This window comes from Burkholderia cepacia, assembly GCF_001718835.1.
Taxonomy (GTDB): Bacteria; Pseudomonadota; Gammaproteobacteria; order Burkholderiales; family Burkholderiaceae; genus Burkholderia; species Burkholderia cepacia_F.
In genome coordinates this window covers 1,204,608-1,221,207 of record NZ_CP013443.1, presented here as the reverse complement: position 1 = coordinate 1,221,207, position 16,600 = coordinate 1,204,608, and the positions used below count along the sequence as shown (strand labels likewise).

The 16,600-nt window shown below is 66.0% G+C and carries 15 protein-coding genes and 4 tRNA genes; 5 read left to right on the top strand and 14 right to left on the bottom strand.

Annotated elements, in window-relative coordinates; genetic code table 11:
- Positions 1–12: 12 nt before the first annotated feature.
- Both WT26_RS09095 and WT26_RS09090 read right to left on the bottom strand, forming a co-directional pair.
- Positions 13–507: a GNAT family N-acetyltransferase gene (locus tag WT26_RS09095; RefSeq protein ID WP_069272668.1), complete on the bottom strand. Its 495-nt coding sequence runs from the start codon at positions 505–507 to the stop codon at positions 13–15.
- 132 nt (positions 508–639) lie between these two features.
- Positions 640–1,512 (bottom strand): pirin family protein, encoded by an 873-nt coding sequence (locus WT26_RS09090; RefSeq protein WP_069272667.1) that lies wholly within the window; start codon positions 1,510–1,512, stop codon positions 640–642.
- Between the two features lie 109 nt (positions 1,513–1,621).
- Here WT26_RS09090 and WT26_RS09085 point away from each other — a divergent pair, with 109 nt between their 5' ends.
- Together WT26_RS09085 and WT26_RS09080 are read left to right on the top strand one after the other, a co-directional pair.
- On the top strand, positions 1,622–2,539 hold the full coding sequence (locus tag WT26_RS09085) for a LysR family transcriptional regulator (protein ID WP_069272666.1): 918 nt from the start codon (positions 1,622–1,624) through the stop codon (positions 2,537–2,539).
- A gap of 122 nt (positions 2,540–2,661) precedes the next feature.
- Complete coding sequence (locus tag WT26_RS09080; RefSeq protein ID WP_069272665.1) at positions 2,662–3,165, top strand: GAF domain-containing protein; 504 nt, start codon at positions 2,662–2,664, stop codon at positions 3,163–3,165.
- A 112-nt stretch (positions 3,166–3,277) separates the two neighbouring features.
- Here WT26_RS09080 and WT26_RS09075 read toward each other — a convergent pair whose 3' ends face one another.
- The 7 genes from WT26_RS09075 to uvrC all read right to left on the bottom strand — a co-directional run bounded on the left by WT26_RS09075 (position 3,278) and on the right by uvrC (position 8,839).
- On the bottom strand, positions 3,278–5,212 hold the full coding sequence (locus tag WT26_RS09075; RefSeq protein WP_060076189.1) for a collagenase: 1,935 nt from the start codon (positions 5,210–5,212) through the stop codon (positions 3,278–3,280).
- 290 nt (positions 5,213–5,502) lie between these two features.
- Positions 5,503–5,576, bottom strand: a tRNA-Cys gene (locus WT26_RS09070).
- 98 nt (positions 5,577–5,674) lie between these two features.
- Positions 5,675–5,750: transfer RNA gene (locus WT26_RS09065), tRNA-Gly, on the bottom strand.
- A gap of 48 nt (positions 5,751–5,798) precedes the next feature.
- Positions 5,799–5,874, bottom strand: a tRNA-Gly gene (locus WT26_RS09060).
- Positions 5,875–5,927: 53 nt separating this feature from the next.
- Positions 5,928–6,003, bottom strand: a tRNA-Gly gene (locus WT26_RS09055).
- Positions 6,004–6,148: 145 nt separating this feature from the next.
- Entirely contained in the window at positions 6,149–6,736 is a 588-nt protein-coding gene (gene pgsA / locus WT26_RS09050; protein WP_069272664.1) for a CDP-diacylglycerol--glycerol-3-phosphate 3-phosphatidyltransferase, read from the bottom strand.
- Positions 6,737–6,826: 90 nt separating this feature from the next.
- Entirely contained in the window at positions 6,827–8,839 is a 2,013-nt protein-coding gene (gene uvrC / locus WT26_RS09045) for an excinuclease ABC subunit UvrC (protein ID WP_069272663.1), read from the bottom strand.
- A gap of 76 nt (positions 8,840–8,915) precedes the next feature.
- On the opposite strand from uvrC, the gene earP reads away from it, so the two are divergent.
- From earP to WT26_RS09030, 3 genes are all read left to right on the top strand, one after another.
- Positions 8,916–10,121, top strand: coding sequence for an elongation factor P maturation arginine rhamnosyltransferase EarP (gene earP / locus WT26_RS09040; RefSeq protein ID WP_069272662.1), 1,206 nt, complete (start codon positions 8,916–8,918; stop codon positions 10,119–10,121).
- Positions 10,122–10,249: 128 nt separating this feature from the next.
- Entirely contained in the window at positions 10,250–10,807 is a 558-nt protein-coding gene (efp, locus tag WT26_RS09035; protein WP_011351421.1) for an elongation factor P, read from the top strand.
- Positions 10,808–11,076: 269 nt separating this feature from the next.
- Positions 11,077–12,462: a sigma-54-dependent transcriptional regulator gene (locus WT26_RS09030; protein ID WP_069272661.1), complete on the top strand. Its 1,386-nt coding sequence runs from the start codon at positions 11,077–11,079 to the stop codon at positions 12,460–12,462.
- A 130-nt stretch (positions 12,463–12,592) separates the two neighbouring features.
- Here WT26_RS09030 and nagZ read toward each other — a convergent pair whose 3' ends face one another.
- Genes nagZ through era form a run of 5 tightly spaced genes read right to left on the bottom strand, consistent with a single transcriptional unit; the run spans position 12,593 to position 16,576 of the window.
- Positions 12,593–13,621: a beta-N-acetylhexosaminidase gene (nagZ, locus tag WT26_RS09025; protein WP_069272660.1), complete on the bottom strand. Its 1,029-nt coding sequence runs from the start codon at positions 13,619–13,621 to the stop codon at positions 12,593–12,595.
- A gap of 16 nt (positions 13,622–13,637) precedes the next feature.
- Complete coding sequence (gene acpS, locus WT26_RS09020) at positions 13,638–14,072, bottom strand: holo-ACP synthase (protein WP_069272659.1); 435 nt, start codon at positions 14,070–14,072, stop codon at positions 13,638–13,640.
- Between the two features lie 11 nt (positions 14,073–14,083).
- Complete coding sequence (pdxJ, locus tag WT26_RS09015; RefSeq protein ID WP_069272658.1) at positions 14,084–14,857, bottom strand: pyridoxine 5'-phosphate synthase; 774 nt, start codon at positions 14,855–14,857, stop codon at positions 14,084–14,086.
- Positions 14,854–15,690 (bottom strand): DNA repair protein RecO, encoded by an 837-nt coding sequence (gene recO / locus WT26_RS09010; RefSeq protein WP_069272657.1) that lies wholly within the window; start codon positions 15,688–15,690, stop codon positions 14,854–14,856. Before recO ends, pdxJ begins: the two co-directional genes overlap by 4 nt.
- Positions 15,677–16,576 carry a GTPase Era gene (era, locus tag WT26_RS09005; protein ID WP_027788003.1) on the bottom strand — a complete coding sequence of 300 codons (900 nt, stop codon included), beginning with the start codon at positions 16,574–16,576 and terminating at the stop codon, positions 15,677–15,679. Before era ends, recO begins: the two co-directional genes overlap by 14 nt.
- Positions 16,577–16,600 lie beyond the last annotated feature (24 nt).

Here is a 16,600-nt window from a genome sequence, read left to right as displayed (position 1 = left end):
CGCGCCGCCGTATCAGGCGCGCGCGCTGCTCATCCACACGTGCGGGATGCCGTCCTCGTCGTGCACGTCCGAACTCGGCGTGAAGCCGAATGCGCCGTAAAAACGCTGCAAGTGGGCCTGCGCATGCAGGCTCACCGGCGTATCCGGCCACTGCGCGCGGATATGCTCGAGCGCGCGCGACAGCAGCCCGTTGCCCAGGCCCGCGCCACGGAACGCGGCGGTCGTCAGCACGCGGCCGATGCGTACGTCGGTGTGCTGCGCATCGGGCAACAGCACGCGCAGATAGCCGGCCAGCCGGCCCGCTTCGTCGTACGCGGCCAGGTGCCAGGCGGCCTGGTCCGCATCGTCGATGTCGCGATACACGCAGTTCTGCTCGACGACGAACACGGCGCTGCGGGCTTCGAGGATCGAATAGACTTCGCGCGCCGTCAGCGCGTCGAAGGATTTCCAGCGCCAGTCGAGCGCATCGGTGGCGGGCGGGTTTGCGGCGGTTGCGGGTGCGTTCATGTGCGGTCCTGATTCGGGCTTCGGGCGCGCCGGCCGGCGCGCGGCAATCGTCGATTATGCCCCGAAGCGCACTCGCCGCGCGACCGCCTTGCACGCACGACAACGGGCCCCGCATTGCGCGGGGCCTGTCCGTCATGCCGGCATCCGGCCGAAGCGGCCGCTGTTGAAGTCCTCGATCGCGGTGCGGATCTCCGCTTGCGAGTTCATCACGAACGGGCCGTAACCGACGACGGGCTCGTCGATCGGTTCGCCGCTCAGGATCAGCAGCTTCGCGTCGCCGTTCGCCTCGATCTCGACGTCGCTGCCGTCGCGGCCGAGCTGCACGAATTGCGCTTCGCGGGCGACCGTCTCGCCGTTCACCTGCACGGTACCGCTCAGCACGACCACCGCGAGCGTGCGCCCTTCGGCGACCGGAAACCGCGCGTGGCCGCCGGCCACGAGCCGCACGTCCCACACGTCGATCGGCGTATGCGTGCGGGCCGGGCCGCGCCGCCCGTCGAGCTCGCCCGCGATGATCCGCGCCCGCCCCGCGCCGTCAGGCAGTTCGACCACGGGGATATCGGCGTCCAGCAGCGTCTGGTAGCCGGGCGCCCCCATCTTGTCCTTGGCGGGCAGGTTCACCCACAACTGGACCATCTCGAGCGGGCCGCCACGCTGCGTGAACCCTTCCGAGTGGAATTCCTCGTGCAGGATCCCGCTCGCGGCCGTCATCCACTGCACGTCACCCGGGCCGATCACGCCGCCCGCGCCGGTCGAGTCGCGGTGTGCGACCTCGCCGTCATAGACGATCGTCACCGTCTCGAACCCGCGGTGCGGATGCTGGCCGACCCCGCGCGGCGCCGAAGCCGAGCCCGGCTCGAACGACGTCGGGCCGGCGTAGTCGAGCAGCAGGAACGGGCTCAGGTGCGTGCCGTGAGACTGGTAGCTGAACATCGAACGCACCGGGAAACCGTCGCCGACCCAATGGCCGCGCGGCGCACTGTACACACCCTGGATCTTCTTCATTGCCTTCTCCGAATTGCGGCGAAACACGTGTTTCGCATCCTGAACAGGAATATAGAGGTGGAACGATCGATCCGGTAGACTGCCAAAATCGCACTCAGCGTTCCATTTCATGAACGATAAAGCGCGGGATCTGAACGATCTCTATTATTTCGTGCAGGTCGTCGAACACGGCGGTTTCGCACCGGCCGGGCGTGCGCTGGACATGCCGAAATCGAAGCTGAGCCGCCGCATCGCGCTGCTCGAGGCGCGGCTCGGGATGCGGCTGATCCAGCGCTCGACGCGCCGCTTCACCGTTACCGACGTCGGCCAGACCTATTATTCGCATTGCCGCGCGATGCTCGTCGAGGCCGACGCAGCCGACGAGGCGATCGCGCTGCTGCACGAGGAGCCGCGCGGCATCGTGCGCGTCAGTTGCCCGATCGTGCTGCTCGATTCGCTCGTGGGCGAGATGATCGCCGCGTTCATGGTCGCGTGCCCGCGCGTCGAGATTCATCTGGAAGCGACCAACCGGCGCGTCGACGTGGTCGGCGAAGGGATCGACGTCGCGATCCGCGTACGCCCGCCTCCGCTCGAGGACAGCGATCTCGCGCTGCGCGTGCTGGCCGAGCGCGGCCAGTGCCTCGTCGCCAGCCCCACGATGCTGCGCGAGCGCGGCATGCCGGCCGTTCCCGCCGATCTCGCGCGCCTGCCGAGCCTCGATCACGGCGTCCCGCAGTCCACGCACGTGTGGCGGCTGCGCGGGCCCGACGGTGCGCATGCGGAGATCCACCACCAGCCGCGTTTCGTGACCGGCGGCATGCTCGCGTTGCGCGCGGCGGCCGTCGCCGGTGTCGGCATCGTGCAATTGCCGACGATGATGGTGCGCGACGAGGTCGCGCGCGGCGCGCTGGTAACCGTGCTGCCCGACTGGGCACCGCGCCGCGAGATCGTGCATGCGGTGTTCGCGTCGCGCCGGGGGTTGCTGCCTGCCGTGCGCGCGCTGCTCGATTTTCTGGCTGCGCGGTTTGCCGAACTCGAACCCGACTGAACCCGCGGCGCCAGCTTGCGCATTCGCGTGCGCGAGGACGCGCGCTGCGCGTCAGCGGCATGTGCCGTAGACTGCCGCATGCGCGCTCCGCGCACTTCCGACCACCCTTGCGCATTCCAGCCATGTTCACGCTGTCCAACGACCCCAACGCCTCCAAGGCCGATCAATACGCGACGCTCGTCGAGCAGGCACGCGCGCTCGTCGAATCCGAACGCGACCTGACCGCGAACGCGGCCAACTTCGCCGCGCTGGTCTACCACTCGCTCGACCGTCTCAACTGGGCCGGCTTCTACTTCTTCGACGGGACGGAGCTCGTGGTCGGGCCGTTCCAGGGCAAGCCCGCGTGCGTGCGGATCGCGCTCGGCAAGGGCGTGTGCGGCACGGCTGCGCAGACGCGCGAGACGCAGGTCGTGCGTGACGTGCATGATTTCCCCGGCCATATCGCGTGCGACGCCGCGTCGGAATCGGAAATCGTCGTGCCGCTGGTGGCCGGCGACGGCACGCTGATCGGCGTGTGGGACGTCGACAGCCCGGTCGCCGCGCGCTTCGACGACGAAGACCGCCGGGGGATGGAGGCGCTGTGCCGCGTATTCGTCGAGCACGCGTGGGAGAAGGCGCGAGGCTGAACAGGAAAAGGGAAAGCTCCGAGGAATTGAACTGCCCCCAAGAGGTTGACACTGATCCAACCTATGGGTGCAGTTCACGACGCGGGCTTTTTACTCAGGCGGCCGCGCTCGATCATCTCGCCGTCGGCAGCGGCGGCTCCCCTCCCGTCGTTGCATTGCGCGCCCAATCGGCGAACTCGCTGTCGTAGCGGCGGCCGATGTACCCGACGTAGTTCTCGTAGCCGTCGTAATCACCCGCGCGGAAGCGTGCAACGATCGTGTCGACGTCGGCGCGATGGCGCTCGAACATGAAGCGCGTCGCCATATAGCCCCACCGGTATGCACGCGCGACGTAGTCGCTCGACGCGTAACGCGTCCCGAGCACGTCCGAGAACCGGTACGCGCCCGTGTGCGCGGCGTCGATCGATTCCTGATTGTCGTTCTTTCTCGACAGATATTCGGCAACGCCTTCGATCCACCAGACGGTCGGCTTCGCGGTGCTCGCCGTGAAGTCGCCCGCCATGTCGTAGCGGCCGTCGAGATAGTGCGTGAACTCGTGCTCGAGGTTCCACACCTTGAACTCGGGCCGCAGCCACGACGCCTCGTGCGCGATGAAGCGCGCCTGGTTGCCGGGCGCCGACGGATCGCCTTCGAGGTACATGCCGCCATTGTCGGTGCTGATTCCGTAGATCACCGAAGCGTACTTGCGGTAGTTCGCGTAGTCGTCGAAGACGACGAGCTCGATCGTGTCATTCCGATCGCCCGCGACCGGCTTGCGTCCGGTCTTCATCATCCGGTGAAAGTAATCGTCCTGCCGGGCGACCGCCGCGCATACCGACTGCAACTGCGGCGCCGTCATGTCCTGCGCGAGAACACGCACGCTCGCGTTGCATGCGTAACGATGCGTCAGCACCGCGTCGGCCAGACGCTTCTTGTAGTCGCACGTGCCGTAATCCGCGCAGCTGCCGGAGTCGCCATAGTCGACCGCTTCCGCCGCCGCGAGCCACAGATCGCTGTCCGCGCCCGTCATGCTCGTCGACGCGAGCATGTCCTGGATCATCTTCTTCACGCGCGGCTTCTGCGTCGGATAACGGAGAAAGCGATAGGTCTCGCGCGCCGCGTCGGCGAGCTGATATGCGGCGCTGGTATTCGACAGGCTCGCGCGGTTCGCGGTGACGAAGCGATTGAGCGTCTCGGGCAGGGTCGCGTCGCTGTCGAGCATCTGCTGCGCGCCGGTGCGCTGATGCGCGTAGAAGAACACCGTCAGCAGGCCGGTGAAGCCGCCCGCCGCGCTCCGCTGCTGCAGCGGCGCCGCCGCCTGCGGATTCGCCGCGCTCGCCGTATAGAGCGCAACGCGGTTCTTCAGTGCAGGCAGGTAGTACGCCTCGTCCTTCATGTTCGTGATGAGCTTCATCAGTTCGTTCGCGGTGCTCGGCGCACGCGAATTCTCACGATAGAGCGCATCGCCCTCGAGGCTTTGCTTGATATACGGGCGCAGCTGCACCGCGAGATTCGGAATCGGATCCGCAATGCCCGATACGTCATATTGGTAATAAGCGGAACGCAGATAAATCAGCAAATTGACCAGAATCAAATTGCTTGCGTCATAGCGATATAACTCCTGCACGAAACGACCCGCGACGGCGTGCACGTTTTCGGCATTAAAGATCTGCGCGGCCAAGGTTTTATCGACTGAAAACAGGCCGTAATGGCATTCATAATCGGGAAGATTGGCAATGTAGTCGGCAAGTGCCGCGCCGCGATACTGGGTCATCACCGCCATGTCGCGACAATCGGCACCCGATGCGCTGCGTTTGCTGCGCTTGAGCGGCTGCTTCTGTTGCGAAGGCTTGGTCAGCATCGCGCGGTCCTGCTCGCTGAGCGGCAGGTTGTACTCGGCCTGTTCGGGCGAGACCGGCAGGTTCTGCGGCACGCGCGGCATGCGCGCCTGCTTTTGCTGCGTCGGCTGCGTGTTGGCCCACGCAGCGCCGACCAGCCCCGCGAATGCCGCCAATGCCACGACGGCCGACCAGCAACGGGTTTTGCGAGACATCCCGGTTATTAGCATTCGAATTACCCTCGGTTATATTTATAGCGAAAAAATATAACACCGCTGACCCGACAAATATAGGGCAATTACATGCACGCAGACATATTCATGCACGATAATTTAAATATTTGCACGGAATGCGCCCCGCCTTTCAACAAATAGCAGCGTTTTGACCAGATCGATAAAGTCCCGGCGGTATTGACGGTCGTCGGCACTTTCGACGGAGTGCCGTCCGTGCAACGTGTTTGGCGTCCGGCAGCGAATGGAGGGGAGAAAAAAGAAAAGCCCCGCCGAAGCGGGGCTTTGTCTGGAGGCGCGAGCCGGAGTCGAACCGGCCTAAACGGCTTTGCAGGCCGCTGCATAACCGCTTTGCTATCGCGCCAAAAGCGGACTGTTCACTCGCCGTGCCGGCAAGCGACAGATTTCTTTGATGACCGTCGGTCCATCAAATAAAAAGGGAAGCGTGGCTTCCCCATTACCTGGAGCGGGAGACGAGTCTCGAACTCGCGACCTCAACCTTGGCAAGGTTGCGCTCTACCAACTGAGCTACTCCCGCATTGTCCTGCAACTGCAACGCTTGCCGTACAACGCGTCGCCAAAAACCTGGAGCGGGAGACGAGTCTCGAACTCGCGACCTCAACCTTGGCAAGGTTGCGCTCTACCAACTGAGCTACTCCCGCATGTGTCCTGCATCTGCAGCGCTCTGCCGTACTACACGCTGCCAGAAAAAATCTGGAGCGGGAGACGAGTCTCGAACTCGCGACCTCAACCTTGGCAAGGTTGCGCTCTACCAACTGAGCTACTCCCGCATGTTGCTGCGCTACTGCTTCCCCGTCACACACTTACTTCGTCGTGCAGCGGAGAAGCGAGATTATGTCGAAGGCACATTCGTGTGTCAAGGGTTTTTCGCGCCCCTTTTCCAAAAAGTTCTCCGCCCCGGCATGGCGGACCGCGTCACACGCGGCTGCGCTCGCGAATTTGCGGCCATGCGAGCTTCATGTAGTACAGCATCGACCAGATCGTCAGCACCGCCGCGAGATACATCAGCCACTCGCCCCACACGCGCGTGTCGATCGTGGCGATGCCGAGCGGCAGCGGCCCGTAGAACAGCAGCATCGGAATCGCGACCATCTGGCACGCGGTCTTGAACTTGCCGAGCTGGTTCACCGCCACGCTCTTCGACGCACCGATCTGGGCCATCCACTCGCGCAGCGCCGAAATCGCGATCTCGCGGCCGACGATCACGAGCGCGATCGCCGCGTCGACGCGCGAAATCTGCACGAGGATCAGCAGCGCCGCCGTCACCATCAACTTGTCCGCCACCGGATCGAGAAATGCGCCGAACGACGACGTCTGGTTCCACTTGCGTGCGAGATAACCGTCGAACCAGTCGGTCAGCGCCGCGAGTATGAAGATCGCCGCCGCCGCGAGATTGCGGTGCGCGCCGCCCATCACCGTGTCCGGCAGATAGAACACGCCGACGACGAGCGGAATCAGCACGATCCGTACCCACGTCAGGAAAATCGGGAAATTGAACGGCATGGCATGCGGGACAGTAGAGGATTCGCAATTGTGCCGTGTCGACCGGCCTGCCACAAGAACGCTGGCGAGGCAGCCGGCCGCACGGCGGCGTCAGTGAAGCTGCTTGTAGATCTGCTCGGCGAGCGCATGCGAGATGCCCTCGACGCTCGCGAGTTCCTCGACGCTCGCGGCAACGACGCCGCGCAACCCGCCGAACCGCGCGAGCAGCCGCTGGCGTCGCTTCGCGCCCACGCCCTCGAGCTCCTCGAGCCGCGACGTCTGGCGCGCCTTCGCCCGCTTCGCGCGCATGCCGGTGATCGCGAAGCGGTGCGCCTCGTCGCGAATCTGCGCGACGAGCATCAGCGCGGCGCTCTCCTTGCCGAGTTCGAGCGGCGTGCGGCCGTCCGCGAACACGAGCGTCTCGAGGCCGACCTTGCGCCCCTCGCCCTTCGCGACGCCGACCAGCATCGACGTGTCGAGGCCGAGCTCGGTGAACACCTGGCGCGCGATTTCGACCTGACCCTTGCCGCCGTCGATCAGCACGATGTTCGGCAGCAGGCTCGACGCCTCGGCCTGGCGCGTCGACTCGCCGTCGATGCCGGCCGCTTCGTCGACAGCCGCCGCCTGGGCCGCCTGCTCGACCATCTTCTCGTAGCGGCGCGTGAGCACCTGCCGCATCGCCGCGTAGTCGTCGCCCGGCGTAATCCCGGTGATGTTGTAGCGGCGATACTCGCCCGACTGCATCTTGTGATGGTGGTAGACCACGCACGACGCCTGCGTCGCCTCGCCCATCGTATGACTGATGTCGAAGCATTCGATCCGCAGCGTCGCCAGATCGTCGCATTCGTAGCTGAGCGTCTCCGCGAGCGCCCGCGTGCGCGCCTGCTGCGAGCCCTGCTCGGACAGCAGCCGCATCAGCGCGATCTGCGCATTCTGTTCGGCCATCGACAGCCACGCGCGCCGCTGCCCCTGCGGCTGCCGCACCAGCGACACCTTGTGGCCGGCCTGCTCGGACAGCAACTCGAGCAGGTCGCGGCTCGCGGGCGCATGGCTCACGACCAGCACGGGCGGCACGCGATTGCCGAGATAGTGCTGAGCGATGAACGCGTCGAGCACCTCGGCCTCGACCGACGCCTGCGCATTGCGCGCGCCGCCCGCGTCTTCCGCCGGCTGGTCAGGCAGCGCCTCGACCACCGGCTCGGCCTCGTCGCCGAGCCCGCCCTCGGCGAGCGTCAGCGCGCTTTCGACGTGCGTCGGGAAATACGCCTTGTCGCCGAGATGCCGGCCGCCGCGCACCATCGCCAGGTTCACGCACACGCGCCCGCCCTGCGCGACGACGGCGAGGATGTCGACGTCGCTGTCGCTGCCGACCTCGATCGCCTGCTGGTGCAGCACCGTCGCGAGCGAGCTCATCTGGTTGCGCACGGCCGCCGCCTGCTCGAATTTCAGCTCGGACGCGAACGCGTGCATCTTCTGCTCGAGCTCCTTCATCACTTCGGACTGCCGGCCGAGCAGGAAACGCGCGGCGTTCGACACGTCGATCGCGTAATCCTCGTCGGAGATCGCGCCGACGCACGGCGCCGTGCAGCGCCCGATCTGGTGCAGCAGGCACGGCCGCGTGCGGTTGTTGAAGACCGAATCCTCGCAGGTGCGCAACTGGAACACGCGCTGCAGGATCTGGATGCTCTCGCGCACGGCCCACGCGCTCGGGAACGGCCCGAAATACTGGTTCTGCTTGTCGACCGAGCCGCGGTAGTAGGCCATGCGCGGAAAGCGGTGCGCGGTGAGCTTCAGGTACGGATACGACTTGTCGTCGCGAAACAGGATGTTGTAGCGCGGCGCGAGCGCCTTGATCAGGTTGTTCTCGAGCAGCAGCGCCTCGGCCTCCGAACGCGTGACGGTCGTCTCGATGCGCGCGATGCGCGTGACCATCATCGCGATGCGCGGCGACAGCTGCGTCTTCGTGAAATAGCTCGATACGCGCTTCTTCAGGTCGCGTGCCTTGCCGACGTAGAGCACGGCGCCCGTCGTGTCGTAATAGCGATAGACGCCCGGCATGTGCGGCAACTGCGCAAGGATCTTCTTCGGTTCGAACGGGGTATCGGAAGCTTCAGGGGATGTCATGCGTGATCCGGGCGCCTTGTAACGCGGAACGGGTCTATTAGAATCGCCAGTTTAGAGCATTCACCGGCCCGCTTCGATGCCACGCACCGCCCCCCGCCCCCACGACCCGACCCCGCGCACGCCGGACGAAACCGTCGCCTGCGACCTCTTCTGTACCGTGATCGACAATTTCGGCGACATCGGCGTCTGCTGGCGCCTCGCGCGCCAGCTCGCGCACGAGCACGGCTGGCAGGTTCGCCTGTTCATCGACGACCTGCGCACGTTCGCGCGCCTGCTGCCCGGGGTCGATCCCGACGCGCTGCGGCAGACCGCCGACGGGGTCGTGATCGAGCACTGGCACGCCGAGGTCGGCGACGCGATCGAGATCGCCGATGTCGTGATCGAAGCGTTCGCGTGCGAGCTGCCCGGCGCGTATCTCGCGGCGATGGCGCGCCGCGCGCGCCGCCCCGTGTGGATCAACCTCGAATACCTGAGCGCCGAGGACTGGGTCGCCGACTTCCATCTGCGCCCGTCGCCGCATCCGCGCTACCCGCTGCTGAAGACGTTCTTCTTCCCCGGCCTGTCGGCCGGCACCGGCGGCGTCCTGAAGGAACACGACCTCGATTCGCGACGCGCGGCCTTCGAAGCCGACGCCCACGCGCGTGCCGCCTGGTGGCGGCGCACGACGGGCGACGCGCCGCCCGCGCCGGGCACGACGGTCGTCAGCCTGTTCGCGTACGAGAATCCGGCCGTCGACGCGCTGCTCGCGCAGTGGCGCGACGGCCCGGCGCCGGTCGTCGCGCTCGTGCCGGCCGGCCGCGTGTCGCCTGCCGTTGCGCGTTTTTTCGGGGTCGAGTCCGGGGTTGGATCATTCGGCGCCGGCGCACGGGCGAGCCGCGGCAATCTCACCGCGTACGGGCTCGCATTCGTCCCCCAGGCTGACTACGATCCCTTGCTGTGGGTGGCCGACATCAATTTCGTGCGTGGCGAGGATTCGTTCGTCCGCGCGCAGTGGGCACGCAAGCCGTTCGTGTGGCACATCTATCCGCAGGCCGACGACGTGCACCTGCCGAAGCTCGACGCCGCGCTCGCGCACCTGTCGGCCGGCCTCGCCGACGCGCCTCGCGCGGCGCTCGAGCGGTTCTGGCATGCATGGAACGGCGCCGGCACACCCGACTGGGCGGATTTCTGGCAGCACCGCGCCGCACTGGACGCCAACGCGGCCCGCTGGGCCGATGCGCTCGCGGCCGTCGGCGATCTCGCGGGAAAGCTGGCGGAATACGCAAAATCTCAGTTAAAATAAGCGGTTATCCGACGGCCGACCACGCAAGCGCTTGCTTTTGGCGCCCACCGGAACGCGTCTGCTTGGCGCCTCACCCGTTGTGCAACGCTCAGGCACCTATTTTTTTGATTTGATCAGGACAGTTTTTTATGAAAACCGCACAGGAACTCCGCGTAGGCAACGTCGTGCAGATCGGCAGCGACGCATGGGTCATCGCCAAGGCTGAATACAACAAGTCGGGCCGTAACTCCGCCGTCGTCAAGATGAAGATGAAGAACCTGCTGACGAATGCAGGCCAGGAAGCAGTCTACAAGGCTGACGACAAGTTCGACGTCGTCGTGCTCGACCGCAAGGAAGTGACGTACTCGTACTTTGCCGACCCGATGTACGTGTTCATGGACGCCGACTACAACCAGTTCGAAGTCGAAGCCGAAATGATGGGCGAAGCGCTGAACTACCTCGAAGACGGCATGGCTTGCGAAGTCGTGTTCTACAACGAGAAGGCGATCTCGGTCGAACTGCCGACGGTCCTCGTTCGCGAGATCACCTACACGGAACCGGCAGTCAAGGGCGACACGTCGTCGGGCAAGGTGCTGAAGAACGCCAAGCTCGCAACGGGCTTCGAACTGCAAGTGCCGCTGTTCTGCAACACCGGCGACAAGATCGAAATCGATACGCGCACGAACGAATACCGCAGCCGCGCGTAATCGCCAGCGATGCCCGCATCGAACAAAGCGCCCTTCGGGGCGCTTTTTGTTTGTCCGGCGCCAACAAGCGAGCGTGGGCCACGCTCATGTAAAGCACAAAATCCACCGGTAAAGATATTCAATTTGTATCATCGGTAACTGTTTTATAGCGCCGGAGAAATAATGTTCGTTACGCGTTCAGCGGGGCATAAAATCAGTTTTTAATCTGACATGCGGCTGCGGCCCCGATGACCGACAGCCCGCCTCTCTTGACTCGACTCGCGTCCACCATGCCACACGCCCTGATTGTCGAAGACGATCCCAACAGTCTGTCCGGCCTCACCGCGCTGCTCGCCGCGGACGGCTTCTCGGTCGACACGGCCACGTCGCTCGCCGAAGCGCGCACGGCGCTCGGCCGCTCGATTCCCGATGTCGTGCTCGTCGACCTGAACCTGCCGGACGGCAGCGGGTTCGACCTGCTCCAGCACCTGCCGCAGCAACAGCCGAACGGCTCGCTGCCCGTCATCGTGCTGACGGGCAATGCGACGGTCGAGAGCGCCATCGAGGGCCTGCGTCACGGTATCTGGGACTACCTGCTGAAGCCGATCAACATTCCGCGCCTGCGCAGCCTGCTCGCGCGGATCCCCCGTCCCTACGAACTGATCGACGAAGTGCAGTCGTTGCGCGCATCGCTGCGCCACCTCGGCCGCTTCGGCGCGCTGGTCGGCCGCAGCGACGCGATGCAGCACGTATACGACATGATCGAGCACAACGCGCGCACCGAAACGGCTGTCCTGTTCTCCGGCGAAGCCGGTACCGGCAAGAAGCTGGCCGCGCGCACGCTGCACGACCTGAGCCGGCGCCGCAAGGGGCCGTTCGTGTCGTTCGACTGCAGGACGATCGCGCAGGCCGGCCGCCACGGCGCATCGCTCGACAGCGTACTGTTCGGCCATGAGCGCGGCGCGTTCGACGGCGCCGAGCGTCGCGAATCGGGCCTGTTCGAGCAGGCCGGCGGCGGCACGCTGTTCCTCGACGAAATCACCGCGCTGCCGCTCGTGCTGCAGGAAGCGCTGCTGCATGCGCTCGATTCGCAGAACTTCATGCGGATCGGCGGCACGAGTTCGATCACGAGCGATTTCCGGCTGATCGCGACCACGCGCCGCCCGGCGCGCGAAGCGGTCGCGAACGGTACGCTGCGCGAGGATCTGTGGTTGCGCCTCGATGCGGCGTCGATCACGATGCCGCCGCTGCGCGAGCGCGACGGCGATGCGCTCGCGATCGGCGACGCGCTGATCGACGAGCTGAACCGCGAAGCGCGCGCAACCGGCCGCAGCACGACCGACAAGCGCGCGGCACCGGGCTTCGTGCGCGAATGCCTGTCCTACGAATGGCCGGGCAACGTGCGCGAACTGCAGGAACGCGTGCGCTTCGCGTACGACGCATCGGGCGATTTCATCGAGACGCTACGCGCGGGCGAACCGAGTTTCTCGGCCGGCGCCGCGCTGAACGGCAGCAGCGTGCAGATCAAGGTCGGCACGCCGCTGTCCGACGTCGAGGATCTGCTAATCCGCGCGACGCTCGATGCGGTCGGCGGTACGCGCCACCGCGCGGCAACGCTGCTCGGCATCAGCCCGAAGACGCTGTACAACAAGCTGCAGCGGATGAAGATGGACTGAGGCAGCGCGGCGCGGATCGCGCCGCCACGAATGAAACAGCCCGATCAGCGTCTGCTGATCGGGCTGCGTCGGTCAGGCTGACCGGCCTCCTGAAGCCGCGCGAGTTGCGCGGCTGTTTCGTTTCGCGCGCTTACGCGAACGCGTCGCGCAGCAGCGCCTGCGCCTGCAGGTACTCGGGCTGCGCGATCAGCTTGTCCCACTTGGGCGCCTTGCCGCGCGCGCGCATCCGCTTGAGGCGTCGCACCGACTCGTCCGTTGCCCGCGCTTTCAACCCGTTCAGCACGACCTCGGCCGCGTCCGGCTGGTTGCAGACGAGCACCATGTCGCAACCGGCAGCGAGCGCGGCGTCGGCCGCCTGCGTGAGCGTACCGCCTTCGCGCGCGGCTTCCATCGACAGGTCGTCGCTGAAGATCGCGCCGGTGAAGCCGAGCCGCCCGCGCAGGATGTCCTGCAGCCACACGCGCGAGAAACCCGCCGGCCGCGTGTCGACCTGCGTGTAGATCACGTGCGCGGGAATCACCGCGGACAGCGACAAGCCGAGCCAGTCGTAAGGCGCGACATCCTGCTTGAGGATCGCATCGAGCGTGCGGTCATCGGTCGGCAGCGCGACGTGCGAGTCGGCCTCCGCGAAGCCATGCCCCGGGAAATGCTTGCCGCAGTTCGCCATCCCGGCGAGCGACAGCCCATGGTTCAGGCTCTTCGCGAGCAGCGTGACGACGCGCGCGTCGCGATGGAACGCGCGATCGCCGATCACTTTCGAGTGCCCGTAATCGAGGTCGAGCACGGGGGTGAAACTCATGTCGATCCCGCATGCGCGCAATTCCGCGGCCAGGATATAGCCGACGGCCGTCGCGACCTTCGTCGCGAGCAGCACGTCGCGATCCCACAGCTCGCCGAGGCGCCGCATCGCGGGCAGGACGGTGAAGCCGTCGGTGCGGAAACGCTGCACGCGCCCGCCTTCGTGATCGACGGCGATCAGGATGTCTTCGCGCACCGCGCGGATCGAATCGGTCAGCGCGGTCAGTTGCGCACGGTTCTGGAAGTGCCGCGCGAACAGGATCACGCCGCCGGTATTCGGATGCGCGAGGCGCCGCGCATCGTCGCGCGACAGGGCCGTGCCGACGACGTCGAGCATGACCGGGCCGGGAGTCGTTTTCATCGAATCGGGAATTCCGTCAGGAAGAAGATCGTGGAACCGGCGGGGCCGCCGCAGGCAAGTTGGTCTCGGCGATCACGAACGACACCGCGTAGTCGCGTTCGTCGCTGACCGTCACGCGCGCCGTGATGCCGCGGGCGGCAAGCCAGTCGGCCAGCTCGCCCGACGCGACCACGTACGGCTCGCCGCTCGGGTGGTTGAGGGTCTGCAGCGCACGCCACGTCATCGGCCAGTGCATACCGAGCCCGATCGCCTTCGAGAACGCTTCCTTCGCGGAAAAGCGCGTCGCGAGGAACGCGATGCCGCGTGCCTCGGAGCGGGCGCGGCGCGCATGGAACACGCGCAGCTCGTCGGGGCCCAGCACCTTCTCGGCAAACCTGCCACCCGTGCGTTCGAGCACGGCCGCGATACGGCTCACCTGCGCGATATCGGTACCGATGCCGTAGATCGCCATGCGCTCAGCGTTCAACGTGCGCCGTGCAGCGCGGCAACGCGTGCGGCGACCATGATCGCCTTCATTTCGCGCACCGCATTGTCCCAGCCCGCGAAAATCGCGTGCGCGACGATCGCATGGCCGATGTTGAGCTCGACGATACCGTCGATCACGGCGATCTGCTGCACGTTCGTGTAGTGCAGCCCGTGGCCGGCATTGACCTTCAGGCCGAGCTGCGCACCCGCCCGTACGCCCGCGACGATGCGCTCGTATTCGCGCTGCTGCTCGGCTTCGTCGTGCGCTTCGGCATAACGGCCCGTATGCAGCTCGATCACCGGCGCGCCTGCTTCGTGCGCGGCACGGATCTGCGTCTCGTCCGGGTCGATGAACAGCGACACGCGCACGCCCACGTCGGCAAGCTGCTTGCACGCCGCACGCACGGCCTCGAAGTGGCCGGCGACATCGAGACCGCCTTCGGTCGTCAGTTCCGCGCGCTTCTCGGGCACGAGGCACGCGTCGTGCGGGCGCACTTCGCAGGCGATATCGAGCATCTCGGCCGTCACCGCGCATTCGAGATTCATGCGCGTCTTCAGCAGCGGACGCAGCCTGCGCACATCCGCATCGACGATGTGGCGGCGATCCTCGCGCAGATGCAGCGTGATCGCATCGGCGCCGGCTTCCTCGGCGGCAAGCGCCGCGCGGATCGGATCGGGATAGGTCGTGCCGCGCGCATTGCGCAGCGTCGCGACGTGGTCGATGTTCACGCCGAGGTCGATGGCAGTGGGCGTTGTCAGGAAGAAGCTCATAGGTTTTGCAGGTCGATCAGGATCTGACGCGTGGCAAGCGGCGTACCGCCGAGATAGGTGTTCAGCAGGAAGCGCATCAGCGTCTTGCTTTGCGCAACCGTCTGGGCTCGATGGTAATCGTCCTGCTCCATGTCGAGCAACGTCTGTCCGGCAATCACCGGCCAGTGCGACGGAACGTCGTCGTCCGCGTTGCGCACGCCGCGCTCGGGATCGAACACGTAGCGGCGGTCAGGCTCGACCGCGCGGCGCGCGACCGTGCGGTCCAGCGCCATCGCGTAGCCGGTCTCGCGCAACAGCACGCGCTCGAACGAGCGCAGTACCTGCACCGCGGGCTCGCCGTGGGCGAGGCGCGTGAGGGTCAGCACGTAGTGATTGAAGAGCGGCGGCTGGGGATCCTCGCGCGCGCAGAATTTCACGAGCAGCTCGTTCGCGTAGAAGCCGCACAGCAGCCCGTCGCCGCCGAGCGGCAGCATCCCGCCGACCCACTCGGCGCCCGTCAGCGTGCGCACCTCGGATTTGCCCGACCACGACAGCAGCAGCGGCTGGAAGGTCTGCAGTACGCCGCGCAGCGCGGAGTGCGGGCGCTTCGCGCCCTTCGCGACGAGCGCGAGCCGGCCATGATCGCGCGTCAGCACGTCGACGATCAGGCTCGTTTCCCGATACGGGTAACTGTGCAGCACGAACGCCGGCTGCTCGGCGACGCGGAAATCGGACGTGCGAGACGTCGCGCGCCGCGCCTTGCGCGGCGGTTCGGGGGGCGCGGCAGGCGGCGGCGCGTCAGCGCCCGCCTCTACCGCGTCTTCGGTCGACGTCAGTGCGTCATTCGTACCCATAGGCGCGCAGCCCTGCCTCGTTGTCGGCCCAGCCGCTCTTCACCTTCACGAAGGTCTCGAGGTACACGGGGCCGTCGAACAGCTTCTCCATGTCCATCCGCGCCTCGGTGCTGATCTGCTTGAGCTTCTCGCCCTTCTTGCCGATCACCATCGCCTTGTGCGAATCGCGCTCGACGAGGATCGTCGCGAAGATGCGCTTCAGGCGCCCTTCCTCCTCGAACTTGTCGATCAGCACGGTGCTCGTGTACGGCAGTTCGTCGCCGGTCCAGCGGAACACCTTCTCGCGCAGGATTTCAGCGGCAAGGAAGCGCGAGCTGCGGTCGGTCAGTTCGTCCTCGCCGTAGATCGGCTCGCCCTCCGGCAGGTACGGCTTGATCGTGTCCAGCAGGCGCTTGATGTCTTCCGGACGCTGCGCCGACAGCGGCACGAGCTCGGTGAATTCGCGCAGCGTGCTCATCTGCTGCATGAACGGGAACAGCGAAGCCTTGTCGGTCACGCGGTCGATCTTGTTCGCGATCAGCAGCGTCGGCATGCCCGGCGGGATCAGGTCGAGCACCTTCTGGTCGTCGGGCCCGAAGCGGCCGGCCTCGATCACGAACAGGATCACGTCGACCGACGTGAGCGTCGACGTGACCGCGCGGTTCAGCGAACGGTTCAGCGCGGTGCTGTGGCGGGTCTGGAAGCCCGGCGTGTCGACGAACACGAATTGCGCGTCGTCGAACGTATTGATGCCGGTGATGCGGTGGCGCGTGGTTTGCGCCTTGCGCGACGTGATGCTGATCTTCTGGCCGACGAGTGCGTTCATCAACGTCGACTTGCCGACGTTCGGGCGGCCCACGATCGCGATCATGCCGCAACGGAAACCGGTAGGAGCGGGAGTGTTCATATCGTTTGGGAGACAGGTTCGGAA